This window comes from Amycolatopsis sp. QT-25 (genome assembly GCF_029369745.1).
Taxonomy (GTDB): domain Bacteria; phylum Actinomycetota; class Actinomycetes; order Mycobacteriales; family Pseudonocardiaceae; genus Amycolatopsis.
Map to the genome: position 1 here is coordinate 2714691 of NZ_CP120210.1, position 15391 is coordinate 2730081.

General features: G+C 68.9%; 17 protein-coding genes. 10 read left to right on the plus strand and 7 right to left on the minus strand.

Annotated elements, in window-relative coordinates:
* Window positions 1–97: 97 nt before the first annotated feature.
* On the plus strand, window positions 98–1297 hold the full coding sequence (locus tag P3102_RS12755) for a hypothetical protein (RefSeq protein ID WP_276369183.1): 1200 nt from the start codon (window positions 98–100) through the stop codon (window positions 1295–1297).
* Window positions 1298–1371: 74 nt separating this feature from the next.
* Here the strand turns inward: P3102_RS12755 and P3102_RS12760 are convergent, their stop codons facing one another.
* Both P3102_RS12760 and P3102_RS12765 read right to left on the minus strand, forming a co-directional pair.
* Complete coding sequence (locus P3102_RS12760; RefSeq protein ID WP_276369185.1) at window positions 1372–2772, minus strand: RNA polymerase sigma factor; 1401 nt, start codon at window positions 2770–2772, stop codon at window positions 1372–1374.
* A gap of 246 nt (window positions 2773–3018) precedes the next feature.
* Entirely contained in the window at window positions 3019–3780 is a 762-nt protein-coding gene (locus P3102_RS12765) for a polyphosphate--glucose phosphotransferase (RefSeq protein WP_276371134.1), read from the minus strand.
* Between the two features lie 67 nt (window positions 3781–3847).
* Here P3102_RS12765 and P3102_RS12770 point away from each other — a divergent pair, with 67 nt between their 5' ends.
* Entirely contained in the window at window positions 3848–4666 is an 819-nt protein-coding gene (locus P3102_RS12770; protein WP_276369187.1) for an inositol monophosphatase family protein, read from the plus strand.
* Window positions 4667–4744: 78 nt separating this feature from the next.
* Here the strand turns inward: P3102_RS12770 and cei are convergent, their stop codons facing one another.
* The gene (gene cei, locus P3102_RS12775) at window positions 4745–5428 is read right to left on the minus strand and encodes an envelope integrity protein Cei (protein WP_276369189.1); all 684 of its coding nucleotides are present in this window, start codon (window positions 5426–5428) and stop codon (window positions 4745–4747) included.
* 452 nt (window positions 5429–5880) lie between these two features.
* On the opposite strand from cei, the gene P3102_RS12780 reads away from it, so the two are divergent.
* Window positions 5881–6189: a DUF4193 domain-containing protein gene (locus P3102_RS12780; protein WP_005164528.1), complete on the plus strand. Its 309-nt coding sequence runs from the start codon at window positions 5881–5883 to the stop codon at window positions 6187–6189.
* A 91-nt stretch (window positions 6190–6280) separates the two neighbouring features.
* Here P3102_RS12780 and P3102_RS12785 read toward each other — a convergent pair whose 3' ends face one another.
* Entirely contained in the window at window positions 6281–6775 is a 495-nt protein-coding gene (locus tag P3102_RS12785; protein WP_276369192.1) for a DUF3093 domain-containing protein, read from the minus strand.
* Between the two features lie 24 nt (window positions 6776–6799).
* Between P3102_RS12785 and dut the strand changes: the two genes are divergently transcribed.
* Window positions 6800–7282 carry a dUTP diphosphatase gene (gene dut, locus P3102_RS12790; RefSeq protein ID WP_276369194.1) on the plus strand — a complete coding sequence of 161 codons (483 nt, stop codon included), beginning with the start codon at window positions 6800–6802 and terminating at the stop codon, window positions 7280–7282.
* Complete coding sequence (locus tag P3102_RS12795; RefSeq protein WP_276369196.1) at window positions 7282–7938, plus strand: DUF3710 domain-containing protein; 657 nt, start codon at window positions 7282–7284, stop codon at window positions 7936–7938. The genes dut and P3102_RS12795 overlap by 1 nt, the downstream gene beginning before the upstream one ends.
* 40 nt (window positions 7939–7978) lie before the next feature.
* On the opposite strand, the gene P3102_RS12800 is transcribed toward P3102_RS12795, so the two are convergent.
* On the minus strand, window positions 7979–8695 hold the full coding sequence (locus P3102_RS12800; RefSeq protein ID WP_276369198.1) for an alpha/beta hydrolase: 717 nt from the start codon (window positions 8693–8695) through the stop codon (window positions 7979–7981).
* A gap of 103 nt (window positions 8696–8798) precedes the next feature.
* Here P3102_RS12800 and P3102_RS12805 point away from each other — a divergent pair, with 103 nt between their 5' ends.
* Window positions 8799–9179, plus strand: coding sequence for an OB-fold nucleic acid binding domain-containing protein (locus tag P3102_RS12805; RefSeq protein ID WP_034316985.1), 381 nt, complete (start codon window positions 8799–8801; stop codon window positions 9177–9179).
* A gap of 9 nt (window positions 9180–9188) precedes the next feature.
* On the plus strand, window positions 9189–9917 hold the full coding sequence (locus P3102_RS12810) for a DUF3159 domain-containing protein (protein WP_276369200.1): 729 nt from the start codon (window positions 9189–9191) through the stop codon (window positions 9915–9917).
* Here the strand turns inward: P3102_RS12810 and P3102_RS12815 are convergent.
* Together P3102_RS12815 and P3102_RS12820 are read right to left on the minus strand one after the other, a co-directional pair.
* The gene (locus P3102_RS12815) at window positions 9914–10570 is read right to left on the minus strand and encodes a TrkA family potassium uptake protein (protein ID WP_016332961.1); all 657 of its coding nucleotides are present in this window, start codon (window positions 10568–10570) and stop codon (window positions 9914–9916) included. The genes P3102_RS12810 and P3102_RS12815 overlap by 4 nt on opposite strands.
* Window positions 10570–11235 carry a TrkA family potassium uptake protein gene (locus P3102_RS12820; RefSeq protein WP_276369202.1) on the minus strand — a complete coding sequence of 222 codons (666 nt, stop codon included), beginning with the start codon at window positions 11233–11235 and terminating at the stop codon, window positions 10570–10572. The genes P3102_RS12815 and P3102_RS12820 overlap by 1 nt, the downstream gene beginning before the upstream one ends.
* Before the next feature lie 209 nt (window positions 11236–11444).
* Here P3102_RS12820 and P3102_RS12825 point away from each other — a divergent pair, with 209 nt between their 5' ends.
* The 3 genes from P3102_RS12825 to P3102_RS12835 all read left to right on the plus strand — a co-directional run bounded on the left by P3102_RS12825 (window position 11445) and on the right by P3102_RS12835 (window position 15293).
* Window positions 11445–13520, plus strand: a complete 2076-nt coding sequence (locus tag P3102_RS12825; RefSeq protein WP_276369204.1) for an APC family permease — start codon at window positions 11445–11447, stop codon at window positions 13518–13520.
* A complete protein-coding gene (locus tag P3102_RS12830; protein WP_276369205.1) occupies window positions 13517–14722 on the plus strand; it encodes a class I SAM-dependent RNA methyltransferase in 1206 nt (401 codons plus the stop codon). Before P3102_RS12825 ends, P3102_RS12830 begins: the two co-directional genes overlap by 4 nt.
* 226 nt (window positions 14723–14948) lie before the next feature.
* Window positions 14949–15293, plus strand: coding sequence for a hypothetical protein (locus tag P3102_RS12835; protein WP_276369207.1), 345 nt, complete (start codon window positions 14949–14951; stop codon window positions 15291–15293).
* Window positions 15294–15391: the final 98 nt, after the last annotated feature.

Here is a 15391-nt window from a genome sequence, read left to right on the forward strand (position 1 = left end):
GTGCTGCTCGTCCAGGCCTCCCGGAAGGTCGAGGTCGACCATCGGCCTGACACGGGTTTGTATCGAACGTATGCGCGTGGCCGGGAAGCTCGCGGGCATGAAGAGGCTGGGACTTTTCGCTTCACTGCTGCTGATGTTCGCGCTCGTCCCCGGGGTCGCCTCCGCCGCGGCCGCCTTCCCGAAGATGGACGCGGCCACGGTCGACGGCTTTCGCTGGACGTCCGGTTCGTCCTTCGGCACCTACGGCGCCCGGATCGCCGCGCTGGAGAAGCATCTTCCGCCGCGTGGTCTGCCGGAGATCCTGTCGTCGGCCAACCGGAAGGCGCGCCCGCTGTGCCACGGCACCCATCTCGCGGCGGCATTGAAACCGGCGGGATTCTGCTGGGAGGACGCCAACGACGACAAGACCAACGACTGGATCCCGCAGGGGCTGACCGGTTCCGGCGACGCCGACGCGGCGACCGGGAAGGTGGGCGGGAAACGGGTCGTGGCGGCCTCTTGGCACACCCCCGGTGACACCATGGTCCGGCTGTCCTTTGTGGACGCCACCGGGCTCGGCTACCGGCACGTGCTGCTCGTGGAACCGACGTCGAACGACAACTTCGCCGTCGTGCAGGGGCACGGGCACGGGATGACCTGGATCGGGAACCGGCTGTTCGTCGCGACCACCGGGGGAGTGGTGCGGGTCTTCGACACGACGCACTTCTGGAAGGTCGACGACGGCTCCGGCATCGTCGGGAAGGGCCCGGACGGCAAGTACCACGCGGCGTTCTACGACTACGCGATGCCGCAGATCGGCGCGTACTGGTACCCCGGCGGCGGCACCTGCACCAACGCCCCCGGGACGCGGCCGTGTCTCGCGACGATGTCGTTCGACCACGGCGACGGTTCGATCGTGACCTCGGAGCACATCCCGAACGCCGCGGGCGGCCGGGTGCTGCGCTGGCCGTTCGACCGCGCGACCGGCCTGCCCAAGGTGTCGGCCGACGGGACGGTGCACGCGAAGGAAGGGTTCGTGTCGCCGGTGTGGGGCATGCAGGGAGCGGTGGCGCGCAACGGATATTTCGTGCTGACCGGGGTGTGTCCCGAGTACGCCGGAGTGGCGGGCGACCATCCGTCGTGCCTGCACGGCGGGGTCGGCGGGACCTCGACGTCGCGGCTGGGCGGCAGGGCGCCGGTGAACTCGCAGAACCTGTCGTACTGGCCGGCGACGGGGGAGCTGTGGCTGATGAACGAGCAGCTCCGGGAACGGGTGACGGTGCACGTGCCGTGGACGACCCTGACCGGCAGGCCCTGACCGGCCCGTGATCCGACACCGGAGACGAAAAACCCCGCCACCGGAACGGTGACGGGGTTTTCCTGGAACCTGGATCAGTCCAGGTAGTCGCGCAGCACCTGCGAACGCGACGGGTGACGCAGCTTCGACATCGTCTTCGACTCGATCTGCCGGATGCGCTCACGGGTCACCCCGTACACCTGGCCGATCTCGTCGAGCGTGCGCGGCTGGCCGTCGGTGAGGCCGAACCGCAGCCGCACCACACCCGCCTCCCGTTCGGACAGCGTCTGCAGCACCGACTGGAGCTGGTCCTGCAGCAGTGTGAAGGACACCGCGTCGACCGCGACGACGGCCTCGGAGTCCTCGATGAAGTCACCGAGCTGCGAGTCGCCCTCGTCGCCGATGGTCTGGTCGAGCGAGATCGGCTCGCGGGCGTACTGCTGGATCTCGAGGACCTTCTCCGGGGAGATGTCCATTTCCTTGGCGAGCTCTTCGGGGGTGGGCTCGCGGCCGAGGTCCTGCAGGAGTTCACGCTGTATGCGGCCGAGCTTGTTGATGACCTCGACCATGTGCACCGGGATACGGATGGTGCGGGCCTGGTCGGCCATCGCGCGGGTGATCGCCTGACGGATCCACCAGGTGGCGTACGTGGAGAACTTGTAGCCCTTGGTGTAGTCGAACTTCTCGACCGCGCGGATCAGGCCGAGGTTGCCCTCCTGGATCAGGTCCAGGAACGCCATGCCGCGGCCGGTGTAGCGCTTGGCCAGCGAGACCACGAGCCGGAGGTTCGCCTCCAGCAGGTGGTTCTTCGCCCGCTCACCGTCGCGCACGATCCACTTGAGGTCGCGCCGCATCTGGGTGACGAGCTTCTCGCCCTCCTCCTCGGCGTTGCGGACGCGTTCGGCGGCGTAGAGCCCGGCCTCGATGCGCTTGGCGAGCTCCACCTCCTCCTCCGCGTTCAGCAGGGCGACCTTGCCGATCTGCTTGAGGTACGCGCGGACCGAGTCGGCCGAAGCGGTGAGCTCGGCGTCCTTGCGCGCCTGGCGCAGCGCCTCGGACTCTTCCTCGTCCCAGACGAAGTCCGGGTTGTCGGAGGTCTTTCCGGCGTTCTTGTCGGTCGGCGTGCGGCGTCCGCGGGGGGGCGTCTCTTCGACGTCCTCCTCGGACTCCGCGTCCTCTTCCGTTTCCTCGGTGACCGTCGCGTCGACGACGTCCACCTCGACCTCTTCCAGGTCCGACAGATCCGGGGTCTCGAGGTCGGCTTCGTCGAGCTCTACCGGACCGTCTTCCGGATCGCCGTCTTCGGTCTTGGCGCCCTTGGTGGTGGGTTTCTTGGCCGGAGCCTTCTTCGCCGGGGCCTTCTTCGCGCCTGCCGCCTTGGCGGCGGTCTTGCGCGCCGCGGGCTTCGCCGCGTCGGTGGCTGCCTCGTCGGCCGGCTCGCCGGCTGCGGTCGCTGTCTTCGTCCCGCTTCGGGTTGCGGTTCTTGCGGCTGCCACTTACGCCCTTTCGCAGCGGTCGATCATGACGAGCCGAGGCGTGATGGTCTCGGCTGCCTCAAACTTCGGGGGAACACCCTCGGCCTGCGGTTTCCCTCGTTCTCGTGGGGGCCGCCGCCGTGAGCCGTGTTCCATTGTAACGACGATACGGGACAGCGTCGCGGCGCGGACCACCACCCGGCGGGCGCGACACGCCGTGCGACCCGCCGAAGTGACATCCGTGGCGCGGATGTCAGTGTGGGCGTGTCAGTGCTCGATGCCCTCGGCGGCCGCGGCCGCCGCGCCGACGATGCCCGCGTTGTTCTGCAACGACGCGACGATCAGCGGCGTGCGGATGTTCAGCAGCGGGACCCATTTGTGCGACTTCTTGCTGACCCCGCCGCCGACGATGAACAGATCCGGCCAGATCAGGTTTTCCAGCACGGAGAGATACCTGTTCACCCGTTCCGCCCATTCGGGATACGAGAGGTCCTCGTTGTCCTTCGCCGACGCCGCGGCCTTCTTCTCCGCGTCGAAACCGTCGACCTCGATGTGGCCGAACTCGGTGTTGGGCACGAGCTTGCCGTCCTGGAAGACCGCGCTGCCGATGCCGGTGCCGAAGGTCAGCAGCGCCGTCACCCCGCGTTTCGCGATCGGGTCGCCCCAGCGGATCTCGGCCATGCCGGCGGCATCGGCGTCGTTGAGCATCGCGATGTCGTCCACGCCGCGGCCGAGTCGTTTGGCGAACAGGGCGTCGGCGTCGGTGCCGATCCAGGCGCGGTCGATGTTCGCCGCGGTGTGCGCGACGCCCTTCTTGACCACCGCGGGCAGGGTGACCCCCACCGGGCCGTCCCAGCCCGCCTGGCCGGTGATCTCGGCGACGACGTCCGCCACCGCCTCCGGCGTCGACGGTTTCGGCGTGTCGATGCGGATCCGGTCGCCGATCAGCCGTCCCTCCGCCAAGTCGACCAGCGCGCCCTTGATCCCGCTGCCGCCGATGTCGATACCGAAACCTCGGGTCGCCTCCACCACGGACGTGGTCCCTTCTCGCACGATTCAGAAGCCTGCCTCGGAGACTTTAACCGGATGTGGTGACATGGCGGACGTGGGAGTTGACGAGACGTTGCTGAAAAGTGTCGCCGAGCGTGTCGCGGGCGAGGCCGCCGAACTGGTCCACGAGGCTTGGACCGGGATGAACGGGGGCCGTGAGGTGCGGGTGGACACCAAATCCGCCGACACCGACGTGGTGACCGCCGTGGACCACGAGTCGGAACGGTTGGTGCGCGCCCGGCTCGCCGAACTGCGTCCCGACGACGCCGTGCTCGGCGAGGAGGGAGGCGGGATCGCCGGCGACGGGGTGACCTGGGTGGTCGACCCGATCGACGGGACGGTGAACTTCCTCTACGGGCTGCCCTGGTTCGCCGTGTCGGTGGCCGCGCAGGTCGGCGGCGTGTCGGTGGCGGGCGCCGTCGTCGAACCGGTCAGCGGCCGCCGCTGGACCGCCGCGCGCGGGCAGGGCGCGTTCCTCGACGGGCGGCGGCTGTCGGTCAACGCCCCGCGGCGGCTCGACCTGACCCTCGTCGGCACCGGGTTCGCCTACCGGGTCGAACGGCGGACGAAGCAGGCCCGGTTCGTCGCCGGACTGGCGACCAGGGTGCGGGACGTCCGGCGCAACGGGGCCGCGTCACTCGATCTGTGTGCGGTCGCGGCGGGCTGGCTGGACGCCTACGTCGAACACGGCCTCGGGCACTGGGACTGGGCCGCGGGGGCGCTCATCGCCGCCGAGGCGGGTGCCAGGGTGTCGCTGCCGGGGGAGGACGCCGAACTCGGGCCGGACGCGACCTTCGCGGTGGCGCCGTCGATCGAAGGACCGTTGCGTCAGGCCTTGCTCGACTCGGGCGTGGGCGCGATTTGAGCGCCTGAGCGCGCTAGGAAAGGTCCTTTCCTGGCAAAATTTGCCAGGAAAGGACCTTTCCTAGCGCTTGGAAGAGTTTCAGCAGGGGGCTTCGCGGGCGGCCTTCAGCAGCGCCTGGTCGATCACCGGGGCCCCGCCGCCTGCCGACTGCTCGCCGCCGCCGGTGCCCTGCTGCGCCTTCGACCACCGAGTGAGCTGGTCGAGCACCTGGCGCGCCTCCGCCTTCGGGCGGACGTCGCTGAGCAGGGTGCCGGTGGTGAACGTGACCGAAGCGTCCTTGCGGTTGTCCTCGACCAACTCGGCGCACGGGACCACCAGGCTCAGCGTGCGGGCCGCGGCCGCGCCGTTCTCGCCGAAGCGGATCTGGCCGCGGCACTTGGCTTCGGCGTTCTTGTAGGCCGGATCGACGTCCGGCTCCAGCACCTGGGAGAAACCGAGTTCCCGGAGCGTGCTGGTGACGATGCCGCCTTGGCCGCGGACCTGGGATCCGTTGAGCACCTGGACGGCGACCTTGTCCGGCGGGACCGGCGCCCGGTCGTCGAGTCCATCGTGTGCCAGCGGCGTGTAGGTGACACCCTGCTGTGGGGCGGGCGGCGGATCGCAGCGGATCTTCGCGTCGATGTCGGCGTTGCTCGCCACGACGTTCACCCAGACGATGACCGCACCGAGTGCCATCACCCCGATGACGATGAGCGCGGGCAGCGGCTTGCGTTTGCGATACGGCCCCGCCCCGCGGTCCCCGATGCCGTTCCCCGACGCCACCTGCCAGTCCCTTCCCCAAGCCCGGATCCCCGGACGGTGCTTCGTCCCACCATCGTGTCCGACCAGCCTATGCGTTGTGGCGAAGGTGATCGGCGCGGGCCTCCGGATAGCACCACGCGGTGACCACTCCGGGCAAGCGACCGGGCCCAAGCGGTGAGGTACCCGACGCGGGCGCAACCCATTCGGACGCCAAGCGTCTCGACAGCAGGGTTCGCCCTGTTGGGTGACCTGATCCCGGCAATGTCTGACTCGTTGCAGAGCGGATATCGGCGTGAGCTACCCTTCGCGGGCTCAGGCGACAGTAAGAGGCACAAAAGAGAGACCTCGCTCACTGCCCGGCCGGGCACAAACAGGGGCGCTGGGACGTTAACCAGCGGCACGAAGGACTCACGAGCCGCGCGCTCGAGGGTCCGGGCCATCAGACATCGAAGCATCGCAGGGGTGAGGGACAAATGGCGACCGACTACGACGCTCCGCGCCGCAGCGAAGCCGACGAGCTGGCCGAAGACTCGTTGGAAGAGCTCAAGGCACGGCGCAACGAAAATCAGTCCGGCGTCGTGGACGTCGACGAGGACGCGACCGCCGAGAACTTCGAGCTGCCGGGCGCGGACCTCTCCGGACTTTCCGGGGAGGACCTGACCGTCAAGGTCGTGCCCAAGCAGGCCGACGAGTTCACCTGCTCCGTCTGCTTCCTGGTGCATCACCGCAGCAGGCTGGCGGAGGAGAGTGGCGGACGGCTCATCTGCCGCGACTGCGCCTGAGCCTACGGGCACAGGGGACGGCGCGACAGGGGTTTCGGGGTTCGAACAGGAACAAGGGGGCCGGCCGAATGGCCGGCCCCCTTTCCCGTGCCTAGGACTTCGAGGCGGTCCGCCGCAGCAGCGCGGCCACCTTCTCCGGATGCCGGGTGCTGAACAGCCAGTACGGCGTGGGGTCTTCGGGGTCGGTGAGCCACACCCGCACGACCGGGCCGACCCAGCCCCGGTGCAGGACGAACGCCGCCGGATCGGCGTCGCGGCCGAGTGCCTTGCGCTTCGCTTCCTTGTCGATGACGTCGACGTCGCCGACGAACTCGAGCGGCAGATGCGCGTCGCGCAGCCACAGCTCCGGCTTGGCGCCACCGGTCACCCGGACGCGGGACCGGCCGAGTGAAACCATCAGCGCGATCACCGCGGGGATCAGCACCACGTACGGCAGCCAGCCGCGGAGCCCCGGATAGCCCATGTCGATCTCCGCCGCCAGCAGCCCGCCGCCCAGCAGCGGCAACGGCCAGCCCCACCACGGGACGTAAAGCCGTTCCGAATACCTGACGGCGCCGCCTTCGGCCGTGCTCACGCTCTCACCCACGCGTTCAGGGTAGTCTCGCCGCCCGTGTCCACCGTTCAGGTACTGCTTTCCCGGATCGATCCTTCGGTCCCCCTCCCCGCCTACGCGCGCCCCGGTGACGCGGGCGCCGACCTCGTCACCACCTCGGATCTCGTGCTCGCGCCCGGCGAACGCGGCGTCGTCGGAACGGGCGTCGCGGTCGCGCTGCCGCCCGGGTACGCGGGCTTCGTCCACCCACGTTCGGGGCTCGCCGCCCGTGTCGGCCTCTCGGTCGTCAACACGCCGGGCACGATCGACTCGGGGTACCGCGGTGAGATCCGCGTCTGCCTGATCAACCATGATCTCTCCGAGAAGGTCGTGCTCACCCGCGGCGACCGGATCGCACAGCTGGTCGTGCAACGGGTCGAAACGGCCGAATTCGTCGAGGTCGCCGAACTCGAGCGGTCCGAGCGCGGCGAGGGCGGGTATGGCTCCACCGGCGGACACGCCACACTGGGAGCCGGAGCCAGGGAAGGAACGGAGAACTAGTGGGGATTTTCGGACGCAAGCGCGAGGCCAAGCCGAGCGGGCGGCACGCCGCGCCCGAGGTCGACGAGCGCCCCGGCAGCGCCACCGACGACGAGGAGATCGAGTCCCAGCTGTCGGAGACCGCCGACGGTCCCTTCGACCTCGCCGACGCGCCCGACGACGGCATCCCGAGGATCGACCTGGGTTCGGTGAAGGTACCGGTACCCGACGGTTCCCAGGTCCAGGTCGAAATGGACCCGGAGAGCGGCGGCGTCCGCGCGGTGCACGTCGTCACCGAGCAGGGTCAGATCACCGTCAGCGGCTACGCGGCGCCTCGGTCCGGCGGGCTGTGGAAGGACGTCAGCACCGAACTCACCGAGCAGCTGCGCGCCGACGGCGCCAAGGTCTCGGTCGGCATGGGCGAGTGGGGACTGGAGCTGTCCGCGATCGTCGGCGACGTCGCGCTGCGGTTCGTCGGGGTCGACGGTCCGCGCTGGATGCTCCGCGGTGTCATCGCCGGTCCGCAGTCGCAGGCGTCCCAGGCGCCCGCGGTGCTGCGGGAGATCGTGCGGCACACCATCGTCGACCGCGGTGACGCGCCGATGCCGGTCCGCACTCCGCTGACCATCACGCTGCCCGACGCCGTCGCGCAGCACATCGCCGAGCAGCAGGGTTGAGTGGTCGCGCGCTGACGTGAACGCGCCGAAGGGGCGCCGGTCAGCTTCGGGTGCGGGCTTTCAGCCAGGCCAGGACGGTCGCGCGGCCCAGTGTTTCCCGGTCCGCGCCGAGGGCGGTGAGCGTCGACTCGCCGACCTCGGCGCGTGGCAGGGCTTCCGCCCAGGCGCGGGCGACCGCCACCGGATGGATCGGGTCGTCCAGGCACGCGCCGATCCCCGCGGGTACGTCGAGTGCTTCCAGGTCTTCGAGTGCCGGTGCGGGATGGGCGGCGGCCGTCCGCAGGCTCGCCGCCAAGCCGGCACCGTGCCGCCGCCACGCGCGGCCGAGTTCCGCCGAAAGCCAGCCAGGGACGCCGTCCGCCGATTTCGCCAGCGCGCCGTCGACCCCGTTTTCGGCCACCAGATCCGCTGACAGGCGCGCGGCGAGCGACGCGGGTGCTCGCCCCGCCGGGCCGTTCCAGGCCGGGAGCGCGGCCAGCAGGCCGGTGCAGCGGCCCGGATTGCGGGCGGCCCACTCCGCCGACAGATGCGCGCCGAACGAGATGCCGCCGACGAGCAGCGGCCCGTGCTCGCCGGACAGCCTGTCCAGCTCCTCGAGGCAGCCCTCCGTGAGACGCTCGCCCGGGGGCGGTGGCGGGGCGAGCAACGGGATGCCGAGTGCCCGCAGCGGGCCGGAGAACACGCTGCGCACGAACACTTCGTCGGACCCGGTGCCGGGGAGTACTACTGCCGTCGTAGGCGGAATAGCGGAGGTCACGTTGCGATCTTCTCCCAAACCGGTTGTCCTGGTCCGAGCACGGTTACGCTGGATCACGCACGGGCCGTCCGAGTCGGGGGCCCCGGAGCACAGGAGCACCGTTATGTCCGCCAAAGACGGCGGCTACTTCAGCCGGCTGGTCCGCAAGCTGACCAGCGACGTCGAGGATCTCGACGCCGACGACCTGTCCGAGAAATCCGAGGCCGGCGGAGCGCAGCGGGCCTGCGACTGCCGGTCGGGTCAAGAGGTGACGGTGCTCGGGAGGCTCCGCAGCGTGGAGCTCTGCCCGACCAACGAGGCCGCGACACTGCAGGCCGAGCTGTTCGACGGCACGCAGGGCGTGACGCTAATCTGGCTCGGACGCCGCCGGATCCCCGGAATCGAACCCGGGCGAACCATCAAGGTGCGCGGCCGGATGGCCGAACGTGATGGTCAGAAGGTGCTGTACAACCCCTATTACGAACTTCAGAGCCCTGTGAGTTGATCCCGCATCGTGACTGAACCCGCCGGCGACGAGCAGAAGACCGACGACAAGAAGCCCCAGCCCACCCTGTTGGAACAGATGGGCGGGCTGTCCGGACTGTTCTATTCCTCGCTGCCGGTCATCGTGTTCGTGATCGCGAACGCGATCTTCGGGCTCACGGTGGGGATCTGGGCCGCCGTGGGCAGCGCGGTGGCGATCACCGTGCTGCGGATCGTGCGCAAGGAACCGCTCCAGCCCGCCATCTCCGGATTCTTCGGGGTGGCGATCGCGGCGTTCATCGCCTACCGGACCGGTTCGGCCAAGGGCTTCTTCCTGTTCGGCATTTGGACGAGCCTGGTCTACTTCGGTGTCTTCGTGCTGTCGATCGTCGTCCGCTGGCCACTGGCCGGGGTGGTGTGGAACGCGCTCAACGGCAGCGGCCACGCCTGGCGCAAGGACAAGAGGTCGCTGATCGCCTATTCGATCGCGACCGGCGCCATGGCCCTGATCTTCGGTGCCCGGTTCGTGGTGCAGCGCTGGCTGTACGACGAGGACTACACCGGCTGGCTGGCCTTCGCGAAGATCGCGATGGGATACCCGCTGTACGCGCTCGGCCTCCTCACCGTCGTGTGGGCGGTGCGGCGATCGGACAAGCACCTCAAGGCGCAGGCCGAAGAGGCCCCGCGCGAGGAGACCGACGCCGAGGTCGAGGCTCGCCTGCGCGAGAAGTACGCGCAGGCGCCCGCCGTCGACAACTAGTAACCCAGCGCGGTCCGGATCTCCGGCTCCACGTCCGAGGTCGCCACGAACAGCAACTCGTCACCCGGCTCCAGCGGATCCTCCGGCTGCGGCACGATCACCCGGTCCCCGCGCAGGATCGTCACCAGCGCCGCGTCCCGCGGCAGGTTGATCTCGCTGACCGCCTTGCCCGCCAGCGGCGTCTCCTCCGGGAGGGTGAGTTCGACCAGGTTCGCCTGGCTCTGCCGGAACGTCATCAGCCGCACCAGATCGCCGACGCTCACCGCCTCCTCGACCATCGCGGCGAGCATCCGCGGGGTCGACACGGCGACATCGACCCCCCAGGCGTCGTTGAACAGCCATTCGTTGGCCGGGTTGTTCACCCGTGCCACCACCCGGCGCACCGCGAACTCGGTCTTCGCCAGCAGCGACACCACGAGGTTCGCCTTGTCGTCGCCGGTCGCGGCGATCACGACGTCGCATTCCTCGATCCCGGACTCCTCCAGGATCGACACCTCGCACGCGTCGCCCAGCACCCAGTCCGCCTGCTCCACGGTGTGCGGCTCGAACTGGTCGGCCTCACGTTCGATGAGCATCACCTGATGGCGCCCGTCGATCAGCTCCGCGGCGATCGACCGGCCCACCGCGCCGGCCCCGGCAATCGCGACCCGCATCAGTTCTCCTCTTCCGGTTCGCGAGCGGCGACGGTGGTCACGTCGCTGACGGTGCCCGATTTCGCGGCGACGTACACGACGTCGTCGGCCTGGATCACGGCCTTGGTGTCGGGCAGCACGGCGGTGCCGAACCGCATCATGAACGCGACCCGCGCGCCGGTGGTGTCCTGCAGCTCGCGCACGCTGCGCCCGACCCAGCCCTCGTGCAACGGGAGTTGCAGGAGGGCGACGCTCCCGGAGGGATCACGCCATTCGGAGGCGACGCCGTCGGGAAGCAGGGTGCGCAGGAACCGGTCGGTCGTCCACGGCACGGTCGCCACGGTCGGGATGCCGAGCCGTTCGTAGACCGCCGCGCGCTTGTGGTCGTAGATCCGGGCGACGACCTTGTCGATGCCGAAGTTCTCCCTGGCCACCCGCGCCGAAATGATGTTGGAGTTGTCGCCGCTGGACACCGCCGCGAAGGCCCCCGCGCGTTCGATCCCGGCCTCGATCAGCACCTGCCGGTCGAAGCCGACGCCGACCACCTGCTGACCGTGGAAATCACTGCCGAGCCGCCGGAACGCCTGCCTGCTCTTGTCGATGACGGCGACGTCGTGCCCCAGCCGCCCCAGCGCCGCGGCCAGGGATGCGCCGACCCGGCCGCATCCCATGATCACCACGTGCACGCCCTGCCTCCTTCGTTCGCGGACGTTTCACCCGTCCGCAGGTACCCAGCCACACCAGCGCCGAACCTACCGTGAGGAGCGGCCGTCAGCTCCACCGTCCTCCCCACCGCGACCCTCGACGGAGGCGTCGCGCGCCGCCGTTACTTCCAACCGTCCTCCCCACCGCCACCCTCAAAGGAGGCGCTGCGCGCCGCCGTTACTCTTCTGTGGTGTCGAAGTTCCCGACCGTATTGAAGCGGCTCGTCCTCGGACGTCCATTCCGGAGTGACCGCCTCTCGCATACGCTCCTGCCGAAGCGCATCGCGCTGCCGATTTTCGCGTCCGACGCGTTGTCGAGCGTCGCCTACGCGCCTGAGGAAATCTTTCTGACTCTCAGCGTCGCGGGTCTGTCCGCGTACGCCTTCGCGCCGTGGATCGGCGTCGCCGTCGCGCTCGTCATGCTGGTCGTGGTCGCTTCCTACCGGCAGAACGTGCACGCCTATCCCAGCGGCGGCGGTGACTACGAAGTCGCCAATACCAACCTCGGTGGCAAATTCGGGCTCACCGTGGCCAGCGCCCTGCTGGTCGACTACGTGCTCACCGTCGCGGTCTCGACGTCGTCCGGGGTGGCGAACATCGGGTCCGCCATTCCGTGGGTGGCACAGCACAAGGTGATCGCCGCGGTCGTCATCGTCGTCGTGTTGACCGCGCTGAACCTGCGCGGAGTGCGCGAATCGGGCAAAGCGTTCGCGATCCCGACCTACGGGTTCATCATCGGCATCCTCGGCATGGTGATCTGGGGCCTGATCGAGGCCGCCTCCGGCGCCGACATGCGGGCCGAAAGCGCGGACTTCGAGCTGCACGAAGAAGCCTCTCTGACCGGATTCGCCTTCTTTTTCCTGTTGTTGCGCACGTTCTCCTCCGGCGCGGCGGCGCTGACCGGGGTCGAGGCCATCAGCAACGGGGTCCCGGCGTTCCAGAAGCCGAAGTCGAAGAACGCGGCTACCACGCTGCTGATGATGGGTGTACTCGCGGTGACGATGCTGGTCGGCATCATCACGCTGGCGATCATCACCGACGTCAAATTCGCCGAGCACCCGGCGACGCAGCTCACCGGCACTCCGGCGGGCTACGAGCAGAAGACGATCGTCGCGCAGATCGCGCAGGCGGTGTTCGCCGACTTCACCCCCGCGTTCTACTACATCTCCTTCGCCACCGGCATCATCCTGCTGCTGGCCGCGAACACCGCGTTCAACGGGTTCCCGGTGCTCGGCTCGATCCTCGCCCAGGACCGCTACCTGCCGCGCCAGCTGCACACCCGGGGCGACCGGCTCGCCTTCTCCAACGGCATCCTGTTCCTCTCGGCGTTCGCGCTGGTGCTGATCATCGCGTTCGACGCGGAGGTCACCAAGCTCATCCAGCTCTACATCGTGGGAGTGTTCGTCTCCTTCACGATCAGCCAAGCGGGCATGATCAGGCACTGGAACCGGCTGCTGGCAAGGGAAACCGAACCGACGGTGCGGCGGCGGATGCGGCGTTCGCAGACGGTCAACGCGATCGGCCTCACCATGACCGGCACCGTGCTGGTCATCGTGCTGGTGACGAAGTTCCTGCTCGGCGCGTGGATCGCCATCGCGGCGATGGTGGCGATCTACATCCTGATGACCGCGATCCGGAAGCATTACGACCGGGTCGCCGAGGAATTGCGCGAGATGGACCGCAAGCCGACCGTATTGCCTTCCCGCAACCACGCGATCGTGCTGATTTCGAAGCTGCACCTGCCGACCCTGCGCGCGCTTTCCTACGCCAAGGCCGTGCGGCCGGACGTCCTCGAAGCGGTCACGGTGAACGTCGACGACGTCGAAACGCGCAAACTCGTCCAGGAATGGGACGACCACAACTTCAAGGTGCCGCTGAAGGTGATCGAATCGCCGTACCGCGAGATCACGAAACCGGTGCTGGACTACGTGAAGCGCGTCCGCGGCGACAATCCGCGCAACGTGGTGACCGTGTTCATTCCCGAGTACGTGGTCGGGCACTGGTGGGAGCAGGTGCTGCACAACCAGAGCGCGCTGCGCCTCAAGGGGCGGCTCCTGTTCCAGCCCGGTGTCATGGTGACGAGCGTGCCGTGGCAGCTCGAATCGTCGGAGAAGGCGATCAAACGCGACCGCAAGGCACGGCCGGCGGCAGGCGATGTACGACGCGGGTTCTCCCCGGCAGGCAAACAACCCGAGAAAGCCGACGCGCTGAGGGAATCCTCCCCGGTGGTCAGGCGACCTGAAAAGAACAAGGACGAAACAGAATGAGTGTGGACGCGTCGACCGGCACCTGGCTCGGACGAACGATCGAGCTGGAGGTCGGCGCGGTCGCGCACGGCGGGCACTGCGTAGCGCGGGCGGAAGGGCGGGTCGTGTTCGTGCGGCACGCCCTGCCCGGCGAGCGGGTCCTGGCCTCGGTCACCGAGGACAAGGGCGGGGCGTTCTGCCGTGCCGACGCGGTCGAGGTCCTGGAGGCGTCCCCGGAACGCGTGGAGCCGCCGTGCCCGCTCGCGGCGCCGGGCGGATGCGGCGGTTGCGACTGGCAGCACGCCGCGCCCGGTCATCAACGTGAACTCAAGGCCGCGGTCGTCGCGGAACAGCTGAAGAGGCTGGCCGGGATCGAGCGCGCCGTCGTCGTCGAAGCGCTCGACGGTGGACCGCTGGACTGGCGCAGCCGCGTCCGGCTCGTCGCGGGCAAGGACGGCAAGGCGGGCTTCCGGGCGCACCACAGCCACCGCGTGATCGCCGTCGACGACTGCCCGATCACCGTCCCCGGCGCGCTCGACGACGTCGTGTCGCGGAACTGGCGGCCCGGCAGCGAAATCGAGGTCACCAAGGACGGCGAGGGGCACGTGCACGTCCGCGACCTGTCGACGGTCCACGGGAAGACCAAGTCGAGGCAGCTGGCCGGCGGCCTCGCCGTGCAGCACGCCGCCGGCCGCGACTGGCGCCTCGACGCCCACGGCTTCTGGCAGGTCCACCCGGCCGCCGCCGACACGCTCGCCGCCGTCGTCGCGGACTGGGCCGAGGCGCCGCGCGATGGCGTGGCTTGGGATCTGTACGCCGGTGTCGGCCTTTTCGCGTCGGTGCTCGCCGACCAGGTCGGCCCGCGCGGCCGCGTGCTCGCCATCGAATCCGGCCGCCGCGCAGTCGCCGACGGCGAGGAGAACCTGGCCGACCTCCCGCAGGTCCGCTGGCGCTCCGGCCGCGTCGAGCACCTGCTGGCCGATGCCCCGAAACCGGTCGACGTCGTCGTCCTCGACCCGCCGCGCAAGGGCGCGGGCAAGGCCGTGGTCGAGTCCATCGTGGAGGGTTCGCCCGACCGGATCGTCTACGTGGCGTGCGACCCGGCCGCCTTGGCCCGCGACATCGCGCTGTTCGCGGAGCACGGCTACGGGCTGGTGGACCTGCGTGCTTTCGACGCCTTCCCGATGACGCATCACGTCGAATGCGTTGCGCTGCTGCAATGAATCGGGATTTGTAATCCGTCGGAATGGACTGGCTTGGTTCGGCTTGTCCGGATGTCTTCGTGCTCGCTAACTTGAGTTCCACATTCCGGAAACGGCAAGGGAACTCACGATCACATCATGAACTGTCTTACCTCGGTCCGTGGTGACTGTGCTGGAAAAGGTTGTTCCGGGTGCGATGGGCACGGCGCGATCACCTTTGCGAAGGACTGATCGAGTGGAGCCCTCAATGCTTCCTCCTGGTGTCACGGCACAGGAGATCAGTTACCGCAACGGTCGGAAGCAAGTGATCTACACGGCGCCGTACCCCTCCGAGGGGCCGGTGCTCGCACGTGATCTGCTGGGCAGGCAAGCGTGGATGTTCATGTACGCGCATTTCGTCTTCACCTGGGTGGAAGGCGCGGTCCAGGTGCAAGTCGGTCACGGAGCCCTGAGCGGGCCGAAGATGCCGCTGTGGAAGGGAATCAGTATCCCCGCGTATTGGTCGGGCCCCGCGCTGGCCGATTTCGGCCGGGCGTGGGCGCTGGACCAGCTGACCGGTGATCGGGGCACTCCGGCGGCCATTCACTTGTGAGTGGGGAGGATTGCGGACCTGAACGCCCGAAATTCCCCCACTCGACGACGGCGCCAGGAAGGAATCAAGCCCAGTAGGTGACAAATATTGCCGTCAGG

Coding starts and splice junctions, on each gene's coding strand:
- P3102_RS12755 (WP_276369183.1), top strand. CDS start 98: ATGAAGAGGCTGGGACTTTTCGCTTCACTGCTGCTGATGTTCGCGCTC.
- P3102_RS12770 (WP_276369187.1), top strand. CDS start 3,848: ATGGCGGACGTGGGAGTTGACGAGACGTTGCTGAAAAGTGTCGCCGAG.
- P3102_RS12780 (WP_005164528.1), top strand. CDS start 5,881: ATGGCGACCGACTACGACGCTCCGCGCCGCAGCGAAGCCGACGAGCTG.
- P3102_RS12805 (WP_034316985.1), top strand. CDS start 8,799: ATGTCCGCCAAAGACGGCGGCTACTTCAGCCGGCTGGTCCGCAAGCTG.
- P3102_RS12815 (WP_016332961.1), bottom strand. CDS start 10,570: ATGCGGGTCGCGATTGCCGGGGCCGGCGCGGTGGGCCGGTCGATCGCC.
- P3102_RS12830 (WP_276369205.1), top strand. CDS start 13,517: ATGAGTGTGGACGCGTCGACCGGCACCTGGCTCGGACGAACGATCGAG.
- P3102_RS12835 (WP_276369207.1), top strand. CDS start 14,949: ATGCTTCCTCCTGGTGTCACGGCACAGGAGATCAGTTACCGCAACGGT.